The organism is Streptomyces sp. CA-251247 (assembly GCF_050952975.1).
GTDB lineage: Bacteria > Actinomycetota > Actinomycetes > Streptomycetales > Streptomycetaceae > Streptomyces > Streptomyces achmelvichensis.
This window is the reverse complement of record NZ_CP191861.1, coordinates 6783064-6802890: the sequence shown is the minus strand read 5'-3', so window position 1 is coordinate 6802890 and position 19827 is coordinate 6783064. Positions and strand designations below refer to the sequence as shown.

The 19827-nt window shown below is 70.4% G+C and carries 20 protein-coding genes and 1 tRNA gene; 8 read left to right on the top strand and 13 right to left on the bottom strand.

Going from position 1 to position 19827, the window contains the following annotated elements; genetic code table 11:
• Positions 1-8 precede the first annotated feature (8 nt).
• Both ACQPWZ_RS30290 and ACQPWZ_RS30285 read right to left on the bottom strand, forming a co-directional pair.
• Positions 9-407, bottom strand: a complete 399-nt coding sequence (locus tag ACQPWZ_RS30290) for a 6-pyruvoyl trahydropterin synthase family protein (protein ID WP_327678471.1) — start codon at positions 405-407, stop codon at positions 9-11.
• A 78-nt stretch (positions 408-485) separates the two neighbouring features.
• Positions 486-1478 carry a zinc-dependent alcohol dehydrogenase gene (locus tag ACQPWZ_RS30285; RefSeq protein ID WP_356703280.1) on the bottom strand — a complete coding sequence of 331 codons (993 nt, stop codon included), beginning with the start codon at positions 1476-1478 and terminating at the stop codon, positions 486-488.
• A 109-nt stretch (positions 1479-1587) separates the two neighbouring features.
• Between ACQPWZ_RS30285 and ACQPWZ_RS30280 the strand changes: the two genes are divergently transcribed.
• On the top strand, positions 1588-2373 hold the full coding sequence (locus ACQPWZ_RS30280) for a CDP-alcohol phosphatidyltransferase family protein (protein WP_340476437.1): 786 nt from the start codon (positions 1588-1590) through the stop codon (positions 2371-2373).
• Between the two features lie 37 nt (positions 2374-2410).
• Here the strand turns inward: ACQPWZ_RS30280 and ACQPWZ_RS30275 are convergent, their stop codons facing one another.
• Entirely contained in the window at positions 2411-2920 is a 510-nt protein-coding gene (locus tag ACQPWZ_RS30275) for a GtrA family protein (RefSeq protein WP_340476436.1), read from the bottom strand.
• A gap of 437 nt (positions 2921-3357) precedes the next feature.
• Here ACQPWZ_RS30275 and ACQPWZ_RS30270 point away from each other — a divergent pair, with 437 nt between their 5' ends.
• The gene (locus ACQPWZ_RS30270; protein ID WP_433572918.1) at positions 3358-5187 is read left to right on the top strand and encodes an AMP-dependent synthetase/ligase; all 1830 of its coding nucleotides are present in this window, start codon (positions 3358-3360) and stop codon (positions 5185-5187) included.
• A gap of 135 nt (positions 5188-5322) precedes the next feature.
• Here the strand turns inward: ACQPWZ_RS30270 and ACQPWZ_RS30265 are convergent.
• The 3 genes from ACQPWZ_RS30265 to ACQPWZ_RS30255 form a co-directional block, all read right to left on the bottom strand.
• Positions 5323-5410, bottom strand: a tRNA-Leu gene (locus ACQPWZ_RS30265).
• Positions 5411-5689: 279 nt separating this feature from the next.
• On the bottom strand, positions 5690-6328 hold the full coding sequence (locus ACQPWZ_RS30260) for a LysE family translocator (protein ID WP_328862284.1): 639 nt from the start codon (positions 6326-6328) through the stop codon (positions 5690-5692).
• A gap of 102 nt (positions 6329-6430) precedes the next feature.
• Positions 6431-7045 (bottom strand): TetR/AcrR family transcriptional regulator, encoded by a 615-nt coding sequence (locus ACQPWZ_RS30255; protein ID WP_433572917.1) that lies wholly within the window; start codon positions 7043-7045, stop codon positions 6431-6433.
• A gap of 141 nt (positions 7046-7186) precedes the next feature.
• On the opposite strand from ACQPWZ_RS30255, the gene ACQPWZ_RS30250 reads away from it, so the two are divergent.
• On the top strand, positions 7187-8404 hold the full coding sequence (locus ACQPWZ_RS30250; protein ID WP_433572916.1) for a cytochrome P450 family protein: 1218 nt from the start codon (positions 7187-7189) through the stop codon (positions 8402-8404).
• Positions 8405-8430: 26 nt separating this feature from the next.
• On the opposite strand, the gene ACQPWZ_RS30245 is transcribed toward ACQPWZ_RS30250, so the two are convergent.
• The gene (locus tag ACQPWZ_RS30245) at positions 8431-9495 is read right to left on the bottom strand and encodes an LLM class flavin-dependent oxidoreductase (protein ID WP_433572915.1); all 1065 of its coding nucleotides are present in this window, start codon (positions 9493-9495) and stop codon (positions 8431-8433) included.
• A 62-nt stretch (positions 9496-9557) separates the two neighbouring features.
• The gene (locus ACQPWZ_RS30240; RefSeq protein ID WP_433572914.1) at positions 9558-10016 is read right to left on the bottom strand and encodes a MarR family winged helix-turn-helix transcriptional regulator; all 459 of its coding nucleotides are present in this window, start codon (positions 10014-10016) and stop codon (positions 9558-9560) included.
• 116 nt (positions 10017-10132) lie between these two features.
• Between ACQPWZ_RS30240 and ACQPWZ_RS30235 the strand changes: the two genes are divergently transcribed.
• Positions 10133-10693 (top strand): NADPH-dependent FMN reductase, encoded by a 561-nt coding sequence (locus tag ACQPWZ_RS30235; RefSeq protein WP_340476429.1) that lies wholly within the window; start codon positions 10133-10135, stop codon positions 10691-10693.
• 65 nt (positions 10694-10758) lie between these two features.
• Here the strand turns inward: ACQPWZ_RS30235 and ACQPWZ_RS30230 are convergent, their stop codons facing one another.
• Positions 10759-10965 carry a hypothetical protein gene (locus tag ACQPWZ_RS30230; protein WP_383239315.1) on the bottom strand — a complete coding sequence of 69 codons (207 nt, stop codon included), beginning with the start codon at positions 10963-10965 and terminating at the stop codon, positions 10759-10761.
• 272 nt (positions 10966-11237) lie between these two features.
• Here ACQPWZ_RS30230 and ACQPWZ_RS30225 point away from each other — a divergent pair, with 272 nt between their 5' ends.
• Positions 11238-13361 carry a transglycosylase domain-containing protein gene (locus tag ACQPWZ_RS30225; RefSeq protein ID WP_383239318.1) on the top strand — a complete coding sequence of 708 codons (2124 nt, stop codon included), beginning with the start codon at positions 11238-11240 and terminating at the stop codon, positions 13359-13361.
• Positions 13362-13442: 81 nt separating this feature from the next.
• Here ACQPWZ_RS30225 and ACQPWZ_RS30220 read toward each other — a convergent pair whose 3' ends face one another.
• Positions 13443-14717 carry a hypothetical protein gene (locus ACQPWZ_RS30220; RefSeq protein ID WP_356703273.1) on the bottom strand — a complete coding sequence of 425 codons (1275 nt, stop codon included), beginning with the start codon at positions 14715-14717 and terminating at the stop codon, positions 13443-13445.
• A gap of 212 nt (positions 14718-14929) precedes the next feature.
• Between ACQPWZ_RS30220 and ACQPWZ_RS30215 the strand changes: the two genes are divergently transcribed.
• Positions 14930-15346, top strand: coding sequence for a hypothetical protein (locus ACQPWZ_RS30215; RefSeq protein WP_433572913.1), 417 nt, complete (start codon positions 14930-14932; stop codon positions 15344-15346).
• A 79-nt stretch (positions 15347-15425) separates the two neighbouring features.
• Positions 15426-15923, top strand: coding sequence for an N-acetyltransferase family protein (locus tag ACQPWZ_RS30210; RefSeq protein WP_433572912.1), 498 nt, complete (start codon positions 15426-15428; stop codon positions 15921-15923).
• 111 nt (positions 15924-16034) lie between these two features.
• Here the strand turns inward: ACQPWZ_RS30210 and ACQPWZ_RS30205 are convergent, their stop codons facing one another.
• The 3 genes from ACQPWZ_RS30205 to ACQPWZ_RS30195 all read right to left on the bottom strand — a co-directional run bounded on the left by ACQPWZ_RS30205 (position 16035) and on the right by ACQPWZ_RS30195 (position 18735).
• Entirely contained in the window at positions 16035-16820 is a 786-nt protein-coding gene (locus ACQPWZ_RS30205; RefSeq protein ID WP_433572911.1) for an HAD-IIA family hydrolase, read from the bottom strand.
• A 91-nt stretch (positions 16821-16911) separates the two neighbouring features.
• Entirely contained in the window at positions 16912-18000 is a 1089-nt protein-coding gene (locus tag ACQPWZ_RS30200; protein WP_433572910.1) for a hypothetical protein, read from the bottom strand.
• 114 nt (positions 18001-18114) lie between these two features.
• Positions 18115-18735: an L-threonylcarbamoyladenylate synthase gene (locus ACQPWZ_RS30195; RefSeq protein WP_327678501.1), complete on the bottom strand. Its 621-nt coding sequence runs from the start codon at positions 18733-18735 to the stop codon at positions 18115-18117.
• Between the two features lie 89 nt (positions 18736-18824).
• Between ACQPWZ_RS30195 and ACQPWZ_RS30190 the strand changes: the two genes are divergently transcribed.
• On the top strand, positions 18825-19709 hold the full coding sequence (locus ACQPWZ_RS30190; RefSeq protein ID WP_340476422.1) for a hypothetical protein: 885 nt from the start codon (positions 18825-18827) through the stop codon (positions 19707-19709).
• Positions 19710-19827: the final 118 nt, after the last annotated feature.

Below are 19827 nucleotides of genomic sequence, written 5' to 3'. Positions count from 1 at the left end.
CACGGGCGTCACAGCGTTCGCTCGTAACTCGCCCACGCGATGTGGGACTCGTGCAGGGTGACCGTGATTCCGGCGATCTCCCGGGCGCCTTCGCCCAGTGCGCCGGCGTGCACCCGGTCGGCGAGACGGTCGGCGATGACCTTGGCCAGCGCCTCCGTGGAGGTGTTGATGCCCGCGAAGTCGGGCTCGTCGTCGAGGTTGCGGTAGTTCAGCGCGGCGACGACGGTGTTGAGCTCGGTGGTGGCGAGGCCGATGTCGACGACGATGTTGTCGGCGTCGAGTTCGGCGCGCCGGAACGTGGCGTCCACGAGGAAGGTCGCTCCGTGCAGGCGCTGCGCGGGTCCGAAGACCTCTCCACGGAAGCTGTGAGCGATCATGAGGTGATCGCGGACGGTGATGCTGAACAACGGACGATCCTCCAGGTACGGCGCCTCTGACCCCCTGCCGGGGTCTGTCGTGTAGTACGGCCGGCCTGTTCTCCTTGTTCAGGCCGGATCGGCAGCAGATTCGTACAGAACCCGGAGACACATCGCAGGCAGGTCGCCCGAGGCGAGCCGCGGCAGTACCTCCGGGAGCTCGTCGAACGCGCACTCGCCGGTGACGAACGTGTCGAAGACGGGGTCCGCGAGAAGATCGAGCGCGATGGCGAGCCGGTCGGCGAAGGTCCGGCGGGAGCCGCGGGCCGGGGACACGGTTCCCACCTGGCTGCTGCGGACGACCAGTCGGCGGGAGTGGAAGGCCTCCCCGAGCGGCAGGCTGATGCGGCGGTCGCCGTACCAGCTCAGTTCGAGAACCGTCCCCTCCGGGGCGAGCAGTTCCAGCGAGCGGGTGAGTCCGGCCTCGGTGGCGCTGGCGTGGACGACGAGATCACAGTCGCCCGTGGCCTCCTCGGGGAGCGCGAAGTCGACCCCGAGGGCCTTGGCGACGGCGGCGCGGCCGGGGTCGGCGTCGACCAACTGGACGCGGACGGCGGGGAACCGGGCGAGGACGGCGGCCACGGACGCGCCGATCATGCCCGCTCCGACGACGGCGATACGGTCGCCGACCAGCGGCGCCGCGTCCCACAGGGCGTTCACCGCGGTCTCCACCGTCCCGGCCAGCACGGCCCGCGCGGCGGGCACGCCGTCCGGCACCGGTGTCACGGCGCTCGCGGGGACGACATAGCGCGTCTGGTGCGGGTAGAGACAGAAGACGGTACGGCCGACCAGCTCCTGCGGCCCCGCTTCCACCAGGCCGACGTTGAGGTACCCGTACTTCACCGGGCCGGGGAAGTCGCCCTCCTGGAACGGCGCCCGCATCGTCGTGTGCTGGTTCTCCGGAACACCGCCCCGGAAGACGAGGGTCTCCGTCCCACGGCTCACCCCGGAGTAGAGCGTGCGCACCACGACGTCGTCGTCCGCGGGGGCCGGCAGGGACACGTCCCGGATCTCTCCGTGACCGGGTGAGCGAAGCCAGAAGGCGCGGGCGGTGAGCTCCATGAGGCGTCCTCCTGAACATTCGGGCAGCGGTCCACGTACTGATCTTTACGAAGCCGCGGACACGGTACGCGGCACTCACGGACTCTGTCACACAGCCGGAGGACACACGGTGACCTTGAACGACACGCTCGACAGGAGGCTCCTGCACCAGGAGACGGCCGTGGGTGCGGGTGCTCAGCTGCTGTTGCTCGCCCTCCTCGGATCGGCGATGGGTCTGGGGCTGGCGGGGTGGCTGACGGGCCTGGCGTTCGCGCTCGTCACCTGGGCGGTGCTCACCCGCGCCCTGTCCCGCTCCTGGCTCCGCTCCTTCGGCGCGGCCAACCGCGTCACCCTCGCCCGGGCCACGCTCGTCGGCGGAGTGACCGCGCTCGTCGCGGACTCCTTCGAGAGCCCCCGTCCGGTCACCGTGCTGGTCGCCCTGACGGCGGTGGCGCTGATACTCGACGCGGTCGACGGCAAAGTGGCCCGCCGGACGGGGACGTCGTCCGCACTCGGGGCGCGCTTCGACATGGAGGTCGACGCCTTCCTCATCCTGGTGCTGAGCATCTATGTCTCCATGTCGCTGGGCCCCTGGGTACTGCTGATCGGCACGATGCGCTACGCGTTCGTCGCCGCGGCCCGCGTCCTCCCCTGGCTGAACGGCGCCCTCCCTCCGAGCACGGCCCGCAAGACGGTGGCAGCGCTCCAGGGGATCGTGCTCCTGGTGGTGGGCGCGGGAATCCTGCCGCAGTGGCCGGCACTGACGGCCGTGGGCATGGCTCTCGGACTCCTGCTGTGGTCGTTCGGCCGGGACATCAGGTACCTGTGGCGGGTGCGGAACGTTCCGGAGTCGGAGGTCTTCGCATCGCCGCGTCACACGGCGGCGGATGCGGTGCGGCACAGCTCGGCTGCGTAACGGGAGGCGCCCGCAGGGGTGTTGCACCGGAGACGGCCTAGGAACCACGGCCCTGAGGCGCCGGGGAGTCCCGCCCGTATGCGCCGGACGGCAGCAGAAAGACCCACGTGCGGTAGGCCCAGAACCGAAAGGCCGTGGCGGCCGCGAGGCCGAGTGCCTTCACCAGATTGTTCTGCAGAACGCCGTTCCAGCCGAGCCAGTAGGTCGCCGCGTAGAGCGTTCCGTTCTCGATCAGCAGACCGACGAGACTGAAGGCGACGAACAGGGAGAACTGCCGGGCGGGACTGCGCTTGTCCCTCTCGCGGTAGGCGAAGTAGCGATAGCCCAGGTAGTTGAAGACGATCGCCGCGGCGGTGCCGGCGATGCTGCATCGCACGACCGACTCGGACGTGGCCGCGCGGCACAGATTGAACACGGCGAAGTTCACCGCCACGCCGAGGCCGCCGACCGTGCCGAACCGCAGCATCTCGCGCATCAGCGGGGGCGGCGTCGCGTTCTGCCTCGGCTTCGCCTCGTGCATGGGCAGCTCCGGGACGGGACGAGGCACGCGCCGGTCGTGACCGGTCATGTGCGACTGGGCCCTCGTCGGGTGATGCGCTCGACGCCACCGCTCCCGCGCGACGGGTCTCCCCTGGACGAAGGGGTCCGCCCGGGCGGCAGACACACCACCTATGCCCGGGCACTGCGCGTGCGTGGTGCGTGGCGGAGGCAGTTCACCCGGTCGCGCCACAGCACGAGGCGTACGAGCTGCGCTGCGACACCGGATCCGCGGACAGGAACCGGGACGGCGGGCAGGTCACCGGTGTCCTCGCCGCGACTCCTGCCGGCCTGACGCACCGTCATGCCGCGTGCCGAGCAGCCGCCCGTCGAACGGAAAATGTGCCGATGTGCCCGGAACCTAGGCAGCCGGACCGTCCGGACGGTATCTTGCGCTCCCTGAGTGCACGGCACGGCGCCCCGGGGGTGGGGAAGGGAGAGGCCACGATGCAAGGACACGGTCCTCCGTTCCGTACCGGTACCGACCGCGCGGGCGGCCTCGCCGACTCGGTGTTCGAGGCCGCACTGCGTCATCCCTCCCTCGTGCAGGTGTCTCGCCGTACCGGGCGGGACGAGGGCACCTGGGAGCCGGTGACCGCACGGGAGCTGTGCGATCAAGTGGTCGCCGTGGCCAAGGGGTTCCTGGCCAACGGCATCCGGTTCGGCGACCGCGTCGCGCTCATGTCCCGTACGCGCTACGAGTGGACGGTGCTGGCCCACGCCCTGTGGTCGGTGGGTGCGGAGATCGTTCCCGTGTACCCCACCTCGTCCATCGAGCAGGTGCGCTGGATCCTCAACGACGCCCAGGTCAGGGCGATCGTGGTCGAGCACGAGAACCACGCGATGACGGTCGCGGCGGCCTCCGACGCGCAGTCGGCACTGACCGCGATCTGGCAGATGGACCGCGGATGTCTGGCGACCCTCGTCGAGGAAGGCCTCGCGCTGGACGACGAGATGATCCATCGTCACCGCGCCGCGGTGCTGCCGGACCAGATCGCCACGATCACCTACACCTCCGGCACCACCGGAAGCCCCAAGGGCTGCCTCATCACGCACGGCAACCTCGCCGCCGAGTGCGACATCCTGCTCGAAGGGTGGGGCGGCATTCTCGCCGAGCCCGGTGTGCAACCGTCGATCCTCAACTTCCTTCCCGTCGCGCACATTTACGGTCTGATGGTCGGGGTCGCCTGCCTGCGCGGCGGCATACGCCTGGGCCATCAGCCCGATCTGAGCCCCGAGTCGCTGCTGCCGGCCCTGTCGTCGTTCCGGCCGACGTTCCTGTTCGCGGTGCCGTACATCTTCGAGAAGATCTTCCACAAGGCCCGCCGGACCGCCGAGGGCGCGGGCAACCTCGGCCTCTTCGACAAGGCCGCCGCCGTCGCCGTGCGTTACGCGGAGTCCCTGGAGCGCCAGTCGACCGGCGCAGGCCACGGTCCGGGTCCGTCGCTGAAGGTCCTGCACGCCGTGTACGACCGTCTGGTGTACACCAGACTGCGTGCGGTACTGGGCGGCCAGGTCCGCACCGCCGTCTCGGGCGGCTCCACTCTCCGCCGCGAGCTGGGGCTGTTCTTCGCGGGCGCGGGCGTCACTGTGTACGACGGCTACGGCCTCACCGAGACCGCGGGGGCGATCACGGCACAGCCGCCGGGCGAGGTCAGGTTCGGCACGGTGGGCCGGCCGATTCCCGGCTGCGCCGTGCACATCGCGGAGGACGGCGAGGTGTGGGTGGCCGGCGAAACGGTCTTCGCGGGCTATCTCAACAACCCGAAGGCCACCGAGGCGGTGCTGCGGGACGGGTGGTTCGCCACCGGTGACACGGGCCATCTCGACGAGGAGGGCTACCTCGTCATCACGGGCCGCAAGAAGGACATCATCATCACCAGCGGCGGCAAGAGCGTGGCCCCGCTGCCGCTGGAGGAGCAGCTGCGCCACCATCCGCTGATCTCCCAGTGCCTGATCGTCGGCGACGACCAGCCCTACATCGCCGCCCTGATCACGGTGGACCCGGAGGCGCTGGCGCACTGGCTGGCCCTGAAGGGGAAGCCGCAGTGGGACGTGTCGGCGATGACGGACGACGAGGACCTGAGGGCCCAGATCCAGCGCGCGGTCTCGCGGGCCAACACCCGGGTGTCCCAGGCGGAGTCCATCCGCGCCTTCCGGATCCTGCCGAGGGAGTTCACGCTGGACTCCGGTCTGATGACACCGACGCTGAAGCTCAAGCGGCGGGCGATCGCGGGGGCGTACGCGGCGGACATCAACGCGCTGTACCGGCGCTGAGGGGGCGCCTCACCGGCGGGGCGCCCGGCACCGGGTGAGCGCCGGGAGCGGCCGGGCAGGTGCGGCGGGAACCGGACCCCCGGACCTCTCGAGCCCGGAAACACAAGAAACCCCACATGATGTGGGGTTTCTCCGTGGTGTCCGAGGGGGGACTTGAACCCCCACGCCCGATAAAGGGCACTAGCACCTCAAGCTAGCGCGTCTGCCATTCCGCCACCCGGACAAGGTGTGTGTCGGCCGTGAGGCATCCCCGCGGCGACATGGACAACAATACCAGGGGTTCAGGGCCCTCCGTGACTGCCTTTTCCCGGGGCCGGGATCGGTCGTGACCAGGCAGGACGAGCCTGCGCGAGGGGCCGGGCCGGTCGGCCGTGCGCTCCGTTCCGGCCTCGGTCGGGAGCCTGCTCGCACACCGTCCGGCGCATCCGCAGCGTCACATCGGTCACCGCCCGTGCTCACCGCCGCATGCCCCGCCGACCCCCTGCACGAGGACCGGGCGGCGTCAGTCCTTGCGGCCCGTCGCGGCGACCGTGACGCCGAGGCCGATCATGGTCACCCCGCCCACTCCGCCGACGAGTGCCAGCCGCCGCGGTGATCTGGCGAACCAGCTCCGCGCGGTGGCGGCGACCAGCCCCCAGACGCTGTCGGAGGCCAGCGCGATGACATTGAAGACCAGGCCGAGCAGCAGCATCTGGCCCGTGACGTTTCCCTGGCCGCGGTCGACGAACTGCGGCAGCACGGCGGCGAAGAACACGATGGTCTTCGGGTTGGCCACGCCGACGGCGAACCCGTCCGCGAGCGTGCGCCAACTGCTGTGGACGGGGGCGTCGCCGGAGAAAGCGGCATGCAACGACCCGCGTTCCCGTACGGCCTTGATCCCCAGGTACACCAGGTACGCGGCACCCACCAGCTTCAGCGTCGTGAAGACGACGACCGAGCGTTCGACGACGGCGCCGACCCCGAGAGCCACGGCGACGACGAGGACGTAGGCACCGAGCGTGTTCCCCACGACGGTGGTCAGCGCGGCGCGACGGCCCTGCGCCAGCGCCCTCCCGACCACGAACAGCACGCTCGGGCCGGGTATCACGATCAGCAGGAAGGACATCGCCGCGAAGGCGAGGAGACGGTCGGTGGACAGCATGCGGCCGATCGTAGCCAGAGCACCACGCGCGCTCGCAGCCCTTTTTCTGCCTGCGCATTCTCTGCCCGCCGGCCGGCGGCACCCGTCCGCCGGCCGGCGCGATCAGTGCAGCCGCGACAGCGCCTGCTGAAGCCCGCCCGGGGTCGGCGCGGGGCCGGGCAGGGACGCGCCCGTGGCCCGCAGCCCGTTGAGGAGGAGCGCCAGCGGACGCCGCCATGCGCCGGACGACGCCGCCTCGGCGGCGGGTACGGCTCGGCCCAGGGCGGCGAGGGCGAAGAGCAGGTCCTCGACCGTCACGTCCTCGCAGACCGTGCCGCTCTCGCGGCAGCGGGCGAGGAGCAGTCCGAAGGTTTCGGCGTTGTGGGTGTGCAGGGCCTCCAGCGAAGGGATTCCGGGGATCGTCGTGGTCATCAGGTCGGTGACGCCCCGGTCGGCGGCGAGTCCCGTGAAGATGTGCGTCACGTAGTCGACCAGACCCGCCAACGGATCCTCGGTCTCGCGGGCACGCTCGCCCGCTTCGCGCGTCGCTGCCAGCAAGTCGTGGAACACCGCCTCGATCAGGGCGGCGCGGTCCGGGAACCGCCGGTAGAGCGTGGCGTTGCCGACGCCCGCCCGGCGGGCGATCACGTCGAGGGGGGCCTCCACGCCCTGCTCGGCGTAGACCTCCCGTGCTGCTTCGAGGATCCGTAGCCGGTTGCGCTCCGCGTCTTGTCTCACACCGTCACGCTACCCGAACCGTGGAGCACTCCCCACTTTCTGCTACGGTCGGAACCCAAAACGGGGAGCAGTCCCCACTTGCTGTACGGACTGCTGCCGCCGTCATCCGCCGCACATCCACGCCACCGGAGGGCAGGCACCGTGACACTCGTCGAACTGGTCCCCGACCAGGACCGCTTCACCGCCGATCCGCACAGCCGATATGCGGAACTCCGCGCACAGGGAGGCATCCACCATGTGCTGCTGCCGTCGAAGGAGGCCGCCTGGCTGGTGACCGACGCCCGAGCGGTACGGGCCGCGCTGGCCGACGAGCGGCTGCGCAACGACGTACGGCACTCCGCGTCCTGGACCCACGACGGCGGGTACGCGATCGGACGGAATCTGCTCCAGGTCGACCCGCCGGACCACACCCGGCTACGACGGCTGGTGGCACGCGACTTCACCCGGCACCGCGTCCAGGCGATGCGCGGGCGCGTCCAGGAGATGGCCGACGGTCTGGTCGACGCGCTGTCACCGGCGGGAGAGGCCGATCTGGTCGACGCCTACGCCTTTCCGCTGCCGGTGACCGTGATCTGCGAACTGCTCGGCGTACCGGACGCGGACCGGGCCCCCTTCCGTACCTGGTCCGCCGAGATCGTCGCGGCCACCAGTCACGAGGCCGCGTCGGCCGCCGGCCTGGCGATGACGGCGTACCTCACCGACCTCATCGAGGCCAAGCGCGCCCTGCCGTCCCCCGCGGAGAGCGAGACGGCCGGATCGGCACGGGGCGACCTGCTGCACGCTCTCGCCCACGCAGCCGGCGCGGAAGAAGAGCCCCTGACGGCACCGGAGTTGCTCGGTATGGCCTTCCTGCTCCTGGTGGCCGGCCACGAGACCACGGCCAATCTGATCTCGAGCGCCGTGAACCTGCTGCTCCGCAACCCGGCGCAGCTCGCGGCCCTGCGCGCGGACTGGACCCTCCTCGAAGGCACCGTGGAAGAGGCCATGCGCTACGAGCCCCCGGCCCTCGCCGCGGCCTACCGCTATCCGGTCACGGACGTGACGATCGCCGGCACCACGGTCCCCAAGGGCGAACCCGTCGTGCTCAGCCTGGCCGCCGCCAACCGCGACCCGGCGGTGTTCGCCGATCCGGACCGCTTCGACATCCACCGCGACCCGGCCACCACGCGTACACATCTGTCGTTCGGCCACGGCATCCATCACTGCCTCGGCGCTCCGCCGGCCCGCATGGAATCCGCGATCGCCCTGCGCACCCTCCTCGAACGCCTCCCGGGCCTCGCTCTCGCCGACCCGTCCGCCCCGCCCGCGTGGCGTCCCAGCCTGCTGCGAGGACTGGACCGGCTGGAGGTGACGTGGTGAGGAGGGGGCGAGCGTGGCCGCAGGCGTCAGTGCGCCATCATCTCCCGTACCAGCGGCGCCACCTTGGTCCCGAACAGCTCGATATTGGTCATCACCGCGTCGTGGGCCATGCCGGGCATGCCGTACTTCAGGTCGAAACGGGTCGCGTCCAGGTCCGTGAGCGTCCTTGCGATCTTGCGGGCCACGGTCTCGGGCGAGCCGACATGCAGTGCGCCCCCGGGGCCCACATCGCGCAGAAGGGTCTCGCGGGTGGGGGTGCGGAAGCCGCGCTCGCGGGACACCCGGCGCATCGCGGCCTCCAGGGCGGGCAGGAACTCCTCGATCGCCTGCTCGTCGGTGGCCGCGACGTGACCGGGCGCATGGATGCCGACCGGCCGCTGCGGATGGCCGAACTGTTCCAGCGCCTGCCGGAACAGCTGTGAGAAGGGCGCGAAGCGGGCCGTCTCGCCGCCGATGATCGCGAGCATGAGGGAGAAGCCGTAGCGGGCGGTGCGGACCACGGACTGGGGGCTGCCGCCGACACCGATCCAGGTCGGGATCGCCCCCGACTCGCTGTGCGGGTAGACCAGGAGGCCGTCGAGGGCCGCGCGGGTGTTGCCCGACCAGGTGACCGGCTTCTCCTTCAGGAGCTCGGCGAACAGGCCCACCTTCTCCTCGAAGAGTTCCTCGTAGTCGCTCAGCTCGTAGCCGAAGAGGGGGAACGACTCGGTGCTCGATCCCCTGCCGAGGATGAGCTCGGCCCGGCCGTTCGACACGGCGTCGAGGGTGGCGTACCGCTGGAAGACGCGGACGGGGTCGTCGGAACTGATCACCGTCACCGCCGAACCGAGGCGTATCCGCGAGGTCCGCGACGCGATGGCGGCGAGGACGACGTCGGCGGCCGAGAGGGGCATGGTGTCGGTGTGGTGCTCGCCGATGCCGAAGTGGTCGAGGCCGACCTGGTCGGCGAGGACGCCTTCCTCCACGAGATGACGGATGGTCTGCGCGTGTGACATCGGACGGCCGTCGGGATCGTCGGTCACATCGCCGAACGTGTCCAGGCCGAGCGTGAGGTCTCCCCCATCGGTCCGGGCGGTCGAAGGGCTGGTCATGTCGTACTCCCTGCATGGTGTGACGCGTAGTTCTCGCGGTCCGCGCCGCACGTCACGGGTGGTCAGGTCGCGATGCGCCGCAGCGCCTGGGTGAGCCGGGCCAGATCGGCGCCTTCGAGGTGGTCGAAGACATGACGGCGGGCGCTCGCGAGATGGGCGGGCCAGGCCTGTTCGAGCCGGGCGAGGCCCTCGTCGGTGAGTACGGCGTTCCAGCCGCGGGCGTCCTCGTCGCAGCGGGTCCGCGCGACCAGGCCCTGGGTCTCGAGGCGGGTCACCACGCGGGTCATCCCGCTGAGGGAGAGATTGCAGGCGGCGGCGAGCTCGCTCATCCGCATCAGCCGGTGCGGCGCCTCGGACAGGTGCATCAGGGTCGTGTACTCGGAGACCGGGATGCGCTGCTCGCGCATCATGTCGGTGTCGATCACGCGCGGCAGGACGATCATCACGCGGCCGAGCTCGCGCAGCAGCGCTTCCTCGTCGGTGCTCAGGGGGCGCAGCGGCTGCTGCTCGGCGTCGGTCATGCCTCGATAGTACTTGCTTGACGAAGCAAGTTCCAGGTGGATACTTGACGAGGCAAGGACCTTTGGCCGGATCATCACAGCGTTCCGGATCACCACAGAGCTATCGAGGGACACCCATGACCAAGATCGGCATCATTCTCGGCAGCACCCGCCCGGGCCGTAACGGAGAGGCCGTCGCCCGCTGGGTGCACGACGTCGCCGTGCAGCGCGACGACGCGGAGTTCGAGCTCGTCGACCTGCTCGACTACAAGCTCCCCCACCTCGACGAGGCGTACCCGCCGTCGCTGGGCCAGTACTCGCAGCCGCACACGCTGAGCTGGGCGAGCAAGATCGCCTCGTTCGACGGCTTTGTGATGGTGACGCCGGAGTACAACCACTCCACCTCCGGCGCGCTGAAGAACGCCATCGACTTCCTCTACGCCGAGTGGAACAACAAGGCCGTCGGATTCGTCAGCTACGGCTCGGCCGGCGGCACCCGCGCGGTGGAGCACCTGCGTCTGATAGCCGGCGAGCTCCAGATGGCCGATGTGCGTGCGCAGGTCGCGTTGTCGCTGTTCACGGACTTCGAGAACTTCAGCGTGTTCAAGCCGGGCGACTTCCAGCGGGACGCGCTCACGACGACGCTCGACCAGGTCGTCTCCTGGAGCCAGGCGCTGGCGCCGCTGCGGGCCGCCTGAGACCGGGCGGGACCCGGGGACGGGAGCCCCCGCCACCCGCTTCGGCAGACGCCCGCGCCCGGCGGTCAGGGCAGCAGTTTGTCGATGGCGCCGGGGCCTTCCTCGGCCAGCTTGCGCTGCGCCCAGGCCAGGTTCTCCGGGGTGAGGTCACGGCCCGAGGCGAGAACGAGATCCTCGGGTGAGACCTCACCCTCGGAGCCGGTGTGCAGCAACGAGTCGGGCGTGACGGAGTCGTCGGGCGGGGGGTTCGCGCCGGACTGTGGATCGGTCATGGTCTCTCCCTGTTCGGTCCGATGTGTCCCCTCGTACCCACCCCCCGTCCGCGCGCGCTCCCGCTTCTCCTAAAACACTCGTCTGGCCGGTGCGGCACGCGTCCGACCGGCAGTGGTCTCCTTTCCGGGACCCCGAGTGCCGACCGACATGCGGCGCTTCGTAGGGTGAATCCCTGGGGAGTGGTCCGGCCAGGGCCAGTGGGAGCGTGGGGGCTAGATGTTCAACGGCGAGGACGTCGGTACTGTCCGGGGGCACGGGGCGGTGCCGGACCATGGGTAAACACGGACGCGGGCCCGAGACGGACGGCGACGACGCCGCACCGGCCTCCGGCCGCACCACACTGAGCAGCCTCGTCACGCGCCTCAGAGTCGCGCGCCTCCGGGAGGCGATGCAGCAGCCGAACGTCAAGCGGGTCGTGCAGGCGCTCGGACTGCGCACCCGGCTGGCGGACATGTGGCACAGCGTGGACTACCCGCGCTCGGCCCGGCAGGGCTGGCGGCGCTGGGTGCCGTCGTGGCGCCAGTCCCTGAGCCTGTTCCTGGTCTCCACAGCCGGTGTGACGCTGCTGGTGATGTTCGCCTACGTCAAGACCGACATCCCCAAGAACCTCAACGGGTTCGCCACCCAGCAGGACAACATCTACTACTGGTCCGACGGGACGCAGATGGCGCGGTCCGGCTGGGTCAGCCGGCAGGAGACCTCGCTCGACCAGGTGCCGGAGGACGTCCAGTGGGCGGTTCTCTCCGCCGAGAACGCCAACTTCTACTCCGACCCCGGCATCTCCGTGTCGGGCATCGTCAGAGCGCTCGGTCACATGGTCGGCGGCGGTAACACCGAGGGCGGCTCGACCATCACCCAGCAGTACATCAAGAACGCCTATCTGAACCAGGACCAGACCTACTCCCGGAAGTTCACCGAAGTCCTGCTCGCCGTGAAGCTGGACAACCGCCTGAGCAAGAAGGAGATCCTGGAGGGCTACCTCAACACGAGCTGGTTCGGCCGCGGGACCTACGGCATCCAGCGGGCGTCGCAGGCGTACTACGGCAAAGAGGCCTCGCAGCTCAACGCCAGCGAGGGCGCTTTTCTGGCCTCGCTGCTCAAGGGCGCCGCGCTCTACGACCCGACCATCAGCGCCAAGAACCGCGAGCGCGCTGAGCAGCGGTGGAGCTGGACGCTCGACCGCATGGTGGCGGTCGGCAAGCTCTCGCGCGAGGAGCGGGCCCGGTACACGAAGTTCCCCGAGCCGAAGAAGGCTGCGCCGCCGGGCAATCTGAGCGGCCAGCAGGGCTATCTCGTGGAGCTGGCGAAGGACTACACGTCCAAGCACGTGGAGATCTCCGACGCCCAGTTCGACCTCGGCGGCTACCAGATCTACACGACGTTCGACAAACAGCGGGTCGCCTCGCTGACCTCGTCGGTGGAGAAGGTGCGGGCCAAGCTCGACGCGAAGAAGCGTCCCACCGACACGTACGTGAAGACCGGAGCCGCGTCCGTCGCCCCGAACGGCCGCATTCTCGCCGTGTACGGCGGGCCCGACTACCTCAAGCAGGGCTTCAACGAGGCGAACGCGGTGACCGTGCCCGCCGGTTCGGCCTTCACCCCGTTCGTGTACGCGGCGGGGCTCGCCGAAGGCGTCCAGAAGGAACGGGAGACGCCGCGCGTTCCGGTGTCCCCGGACACCCTCTACAACGGCAACGACAACATCGCGGTCCGTACGCCGGAGGGCCCGTACTGGGACCGCAGCGGCAAGATCGTCAAGGGCCGCAACGACGAGAACCGGTCGTGGGGCCAGGCGATCAGCCTGCGCACGGCCATGGCCAACTCGGTCAACACGCCGTTCCTCCAGCTCGGCATGGACGTCGGCCTGGACAAGGTCCGCAAGACCGCGGCCGACTCCGGGCTGCTGACGTCCAGCTTCGGACGCTCCATACCGGAGTTCTCGCTCGGCAACTCCAAACCCAGTGCCATCCGCATGGCGACCGCGTACGGGACCTTCGCCGCGGGAGGCATGCACACCGAGCCTTACTCGGTGCTGAAGGTGACCCGTAACGGGAAGCTGCTCCGGCTGCCCCGGCCGGACGCGGACCGGGCGATGAGTCCCGATGTGGCCGCCAAGGTCACCGACGCCCTCCGGGACTCGGTGCAGGAGGGCAGCGGACGGGCGGCCAAGTCGCTCGGCGAGGACGCGGCCGGCAAGACCGGGACGACGCAGGACGACACGGCGGCCTGGTTCGTCGGGTACACACCGCAGGAGTCCACGGCGGTGGTGCTCTACCGGACGGACCTGAGGAAGCTGGAGTTGCTGCCGCTCAAGGGGCTGGGCGGTCCGGACGCCGACTCACCGGTCTCGATGGCGACGAAAATCTGGAAGGACCACATGGCGACGGCGCGATGACCGGCGCACGCGCCCCGGGACCGGCCGGGGCGTGCGCCGGTCCCGGGGCGCGTCGACAGGTCTGCCGGTCCCTGACCCGCCTCAGTCGATCAAGGCCTTCCAGTCCGGCGACTGCGCCGGGTCGAGGCCGCGCAGATTGGCGAGGACCTTGGGGTCCTGCACATCGAGCCAGTCGCTGAGCTCCCGGAACGACACGCACTTCACGTCGGAGCGGGGGCAGACCTTCCGCATGACGTCCTCCACGGCGTCCATATAGATGCCGCCGTTCCAGTTCTCGAAGTGGTTTCCGATGAACATGGGGGCGCGGCTGCCGTTGTAGACCCGCTCGAAGCCGTTGAGGTAGGCGTCCCGGGTCTCCTTCTCCCATTCCGCGTAGCGCGACGGATCACCTTCGGTGGTACCGCCGGACTGGTTGTAGAGGAAGTTGAAGTCCATGGCGAGGACCTGGAGTTCCTTGTCCGGGTAGGGCAGGAGCTGCAGCGGGAAGTTCCAGATGCCGTTGATCTTGGACGGCCAGATCTGGAAGTCACCGGACGAGCTCGCGTCGTAACGCCAGCCGAACTTCTTGCTCGCGGGGATGAGGTTCTTCTGGCCCTCCAGGCACGGAGCGCGGCCGCCCACGGTCTCCTTCTCCACGTCGAAGGGGAGCGGCGGCAGATCCTTCATGCCCGTGTTCGTCTTCCACTTCTTGACGAACCCGTAGGTCTGCTCGATCTCGCTCTTCCACTCCTCGACGCTCCAGTCGCCGCCGCCCTTCTCACCGCAGAAGTGGCCGTTGAAGTGGGACCCGATCTCGTTGCCGTCCTTCCAGGCGCCGCCGAGCTCCTTCAGGGTGGTGCGGATGTGTTCGTCCGTGGGGTACGAGATCGCGGCCGCGCCGACGCCGTGCTGCGGCGGGCGGTAGAGACTGGCCTTGTCCTTGGGCAGCAGATAGATGCCCGTGAGGAAGAACGTCATGGTGGCGTCGCTCTCCTTGGCCACCTTGCGGAAGCGGGAGAACGTCCGGTCGTCGCCCTCCAGGGCGCCGTCCCAGGAGAACACGACGAACTGCGGGGGCTTCTCCCCCGGCTTGAGCTTCTTGGGCTCGAGCTGCTTGGGCTGCGGCCCGGTGTAGGAGGTCGAGCCGTCCCCCAGCACCTTGGTCGTGCCGTCCCACTTCTCCTCGTCGTCCTTGGCGGACTTCTCCCCCACGCCACTGCGTGACGCCGCGTTGGCGGCGCCGTCCCCGTCCCCGCCGGTCAATGCCAGGATTCCCACCGCGCCGGCCACGACGGCGGCCACCCCCGCGGCTCCGAACCGGATGCGTGCCCGTTTACGGGCACGGGCACGCGCCTGGGCCCTCACACTCTGCGCCATAGATTCCGCCCCCAGAAAAACAAACACATGCCCCCGGTTACACCTGTCCGAATATACGTGTTGATTCGGAACAGGGCGGAAGTGGTCCGTGATGTGACGTGTTTTGCACGGACGGATGTGGCCGACGCGCCGCGAGTGACGGTGCCTCGATCCCCGTCCCCCGACGACAAACCGGTCGACCGCCGATCCGGGACACCTTTACGGTGTCGACCATGACCGGCCTGCCTGTACGAGTACCCGACGTCCGTGTCCACGTCAAGATGAACATCGGCGCCTGTGGCCCCTTCGCGTACATCGTCGCCACGTTCGAACCGCCGCGCGCGGACGCGGGGTTCGAGCTCCGGAACTCCCTGCCGGAGAACCGGCTGCCTCCGGAGTACGTGCCCGCGCTGCGGGAGGGCCTGCTGGACGGGCTGGGCACAGTGGCGGCCGCGGTACTGCTCACGGACGGCAGGCACCACGAGGTGGACTCGTCCGAGTACGGCTACCGGATCGCCGGCCAACAGGCCGGCCGCGCGGCGCTCATCGGCGCGGGCCTGCTGCCGCCGGAGGAGTGCGACTCCCTGCGCTGGGCGACCTGGCCGGGCCGGCTCCGGCCGTGGCCGGGGTTCGTACGACCGCAGACCTGACCGGACCGGACCGGCACGCCTCGCGCCGGGCCGGACGGGCTGAGGCGGCACCCAGGAGCGACATCACTAGGATGAGCCGATGATCAAGGTGCGCCAGGCCGAGCCGGACGACGGACGCGTGCTCGGCGAGATCCACGCCGCCGCCTGGGAGGCGGCCTACGCCCCCTTCTTCGCGCCCGGTTTCGCCGCACGCGGTGTCCGGAGCAGACGGACCCGATGGCACGATCGGGTCGCGGGAGGGACGGGGACGATCCTGCTCGCGGCCCTCGACGACCGCCCCGTGGCGCTGTCCCTCTGCCTCCCGTCCCCTGCCCGCCCGGGTCTCGCGGAGATCTGCAGTTTCTACAGCCATCCCGACGCCTGGGGCAGCGGGGTCGCCGCCGTGCTGATGACGCAGACGCTGAACCGCCTCCGCGACGAGGGATTCACGCGGGTGCACCTGTGGACGTTGCGCGACACCCCGCAATCGCGGCGCTTCTACGCCAAGTCCGGCTTCGCCGAGACCGGCGCCGCACGGGCCTTCGACTTCGGTGAGGGCAACCTGCTCGACCAGATCGAATACGAGCGAGCCTGCTGACCTCAGGGAGCCGCGTCGGCTGCTGTGCCGTCCTCCCGGCAGGCTCCCCTGTTCCTGCTACGGGACAGCCCCTTGGTGAGCGTCACCTCCCCCTCGGCCCTCGGCCGGCGACTACGCCAGCAGCCCCGGCACGTCCGCGAACGAGTCCACGACGTGGTCGGGTTCGCCGGACGCGGCCCGGTGCGTCTCGGGGCGGTACTTCCCCGTCCGGACCAGGACACCCGTGATGCCCTGGCGCTGCGCGGCGAGTACGTCGGACTCGATGTCGTCGCCCACCATCAGCGTCCGCGATGCCTCCGCGCCGAGCCGGGCCAGGGCGGCTTCGAAGAACGCCCCGGCCGGCTTGCCGAGCACCTCCGCCTCCACACCTGCGGCGCGTTCCAGCCCTTGGAGGAAGGCACCCGCGTCGAGTTGCAGCCCCGCGTCCGTCCGCCAGAAGAGATTGCGGTGCATCGCGAGGAGGCGGGCTCCGCGCTGGAGGTGGGCGAACGCCGTGTTGAGGGCCTCGTAGCCGAACTCCGGCCCCGCGCCGCCGACGACGACCACATCGGGACGGGCGTCCGGGTCGAGGAGATCCACGAGGGTCACGTCCGCCAGGTCCTCGGCGATGTCACCGCTGTTCAGAACCGCGCACCTGGCCCCGGGGAAGTGCTCCGTGAGATACGCGGCGGTCGCCGCCGGCGCGGTGAGGATGTCGTCCGCCGTGACCGGGAATCCCGACTCCACGAGGAGCCGCGCGATGGAACTCCGGGTACGCGACGTGGTGTTGGTGAGCAGCGCCAGCGGTACACCCGCCTCGCGCACGCGTTCCATGGCCTCGACGGCTCCCGGAAGCGGCTTCCAGGAGACCGTGAGCACACCGTCGATATCGATCAGGACTGCGCCGACCCGTTCCATGGGCCCGACCGTACCGACGGACGGGGGCCGGACCAAGGAGCCTCCCGGCGGCCGGCCCGGTGGTTCGGTGGGGCCGGCCGCCGAGGGGACGTCACCAGTCGCCGTCGGCCACCGGCTTACCGGGCTGCGGCGCGTCGCCGAGGGGGTGCACCTGGTGGACGCCCGGCGCCTGCCAGGGCACGGAGTCGTCGCCGAGCCACTCGCCGACCGCCTTGACCCCGCCGAGGGAGTCGGTGGGTGCGAGATCGTCCGCGCCGTCGTCGTAGTAGTCGAACCACGGCAGTCCGGCGCGCGTGTACGCGGCCCGGTCGACCGGCGACGGGGGTGCCGCCTCACCGGTGATGCGACGCCACTCCGGCGGTGTCACCAGGTGGACGAAGACCCGGCCCGCGGGCGCCTCGGCCCAGTCGGACAGCGGCCGGTCGTCCTGGTAGACCTCCTGGCGCATGGTGCCGCCCACGCCCAGCCCCATCGCGGCCGCCCGCGGCTGGGACGGGGCCATGCCCGGCGCGGCCATCGCCGGTGCCATGGGCGGGGCGCCGAACGCCGCGGGCGGTGCACCCGCGGGCATCGGCATTCCCCCGTAGCCGGCCTGAGCGGTCGCCGCCCTTGCCCGCGCCTCGCGCTCGGCGCGGGCGCGCTGCTCCTCGCGCCAGGCCTGAAGGGCACCGGCCGCGAGCGGGAACGACTGGAGCTGCACGCCGCCCCAGGTCTCCTCGCCGGTCACCTGGCCCTCCACGGTGGCGCCCATCCCCAGAGGTACGGCGACGAACTGACGCACCGTCCCCTTGCCGGAGTTGATGCCGTCAAGCCATGGCTGACGGGGCAGCACCACGTAGTTCTGCGGCTTCCGCGTCAGCTTGCCGCTCCAGCGCTCGCCGGACACGGCACACACCTTGCCGACCCCGACCTGGAGCGCGGCCGGCTCCACGGTGCCGGAGAAGCTCAGCCACATCGCCTCCCGCAGATACACCGGGAGCATCACCCCGCCGCGTGCCAGCCACTCGGGCGGCACGGTGTCCGGGAAGTCGGCGACACGCCGCACCGGGAACTCGCCCAGCCCCGGCGGCAGCGGGTGGGTGCCGGATTCCGGAAGCCGCAGCGTGCGGATGAACCGCACCCGTACTCCCCCGCCCAGCACCAGACAGTTACCGTCGATCCGCACATCGCTGGTGGACACAGCGAACTCCCCTCGTCCCGGCCGTCTTCCAGCTGCTATCACGACGTGCGGCCGACCGCGGTTCCGGTCGTCCGGCAGGCAGCCGTGAGCCTGCGCCGACGGCCGCCGGCTCGGCTACTCGAAGCGCTCGGGGTCGCCCGCCCCCCGGCGCACGATCTCGATTCCGCCGCCGGAGAAGTCGATGACCGTGGTCGGCTCCGTGCCGCAGTCGCCCGAGTCGATCACCGCGTCCACCACATGGTCGAGCCGTTCCTTGATCTCCCAGCCCTGGGTCATCGGTTCGTCCTCGTCGGGCAGGAGCAGGGTGCTGGAGAGCAGCGGCTCGCCCAGTTCGGCGAGCAGCGCCTGGGCCACGGCGTGGTCGGGAATCCTGACGCCGACCGTCTTCTTCTTGGGGTGCAGCAGCTGGCGGGGCACCTCCTTCGTCGCGGGGAGGATGAAGGTGTAACTACCGGGCGTCGCCGCCTTGATCGCGCGGAACACGTCGTTGTCGATGTGCACGAACTGCCCGAGCTGCGCAAAGTTCTGGCACACCAGCGTGAAGTGGTGACGGTCGTCGAGGTTCCTGATGGTCCGGATCCGGCTGATGCCGTCACGGCTGCCCAGCTGACATCCCAGGGCGTAACAGGAATCCGTGGGATACGCGACGAGCGCACCCGACCGGATGCTGTCCGCCACACTGCTGATGGTGCGCCGCTGAGGGTTCTCGGGGTGCACGTCGAAGTACTTCGCCATCCGGCGAGCTTACGGGCTGGAACCCGTTCGGCCCCCGCAGGCGCCGCTCGCGGTGGACACGGGGAACGGCCGTGTCCCACGATGGGCCCGTGGGTTCGGGGAATTCCGCCGCAGCGTGGGCACTGAGTCAGGTCGAGGCCGTGCGGGACGATCCGGCGGCCCGCCTCGACCTGGTCACCCGCACGTATCACGGCCCGGTCGGCAGGGCCCCGCAGCATCTGCCCTTCCGGCGGGCGGCGCTGTCGTTCATGCGCTGGCAGATCCGCCGCGGTGTGCTGGCACCGATACAGGGGGCGCTTCCCGGGAGCCCGTGGTGGCGTGCGGTCAACGAGCGGCTCCTGCGCGACGGCTGCGAGGCCGTCGCCCGCAGCGGCGGACTCGGCGGCACGGCATCGTCGCCCACGGTCGGACTGTGGATGTCCTTCATCTCCGAGCCGACAGCGCGTACGTGGTACCGGGCCCACAACGCGAGCATCGCCTCCGCCTACCTGGACCACCGCGACCTGGCCGGCGAGGAGAGCCGGCCCGAACGCTTTTTCATGAACGTCGTGCTGCTGCGCGTCCTCTACACCCACGCCCTGGTCTCGGCCCCGCGTCTGGCGCTCGGCCGTCTCGCCGCGCTCGGTCCACGGCTCGGCGATCCCCGGCTCGGAATGGCCGGGATCTTCCTGTCCCTCTCGCGAGTCCTTCCCGACCGGTACCCCCTCGACGACGCGGTGGCCGATTACCTCGCCGTCGAGCACAACCTCGGCCGGATGCTGGACTACGGCCTGATCGGGCCGCGGTTGCAGCAGCTCTACGCCTGGTCGGCCGAGGAGCTCGACGAGCCGCGGCTCCTCGACTGCATCCGGGACGGCAGCCCGACGTACGCCTGGCCGTTCGCCGACCGCGCGGTGTGGCATCCGGCGCGGCCGACCGCGATGGTGCGGGCGATCGAGCGGGTCCTGCCGCCGGACAGCCGCGCACGACGCTGACGCCTTCCGCCCGGCATCGCAGGGCGGCGGCTGGTGCGCGGTCCGGCGGGGTGCGTCCCCCCTACCCGTCGTACCTGAGAGCTACTCGCGCGGGTCCCCTCCGCAGCGGGACGCCGGC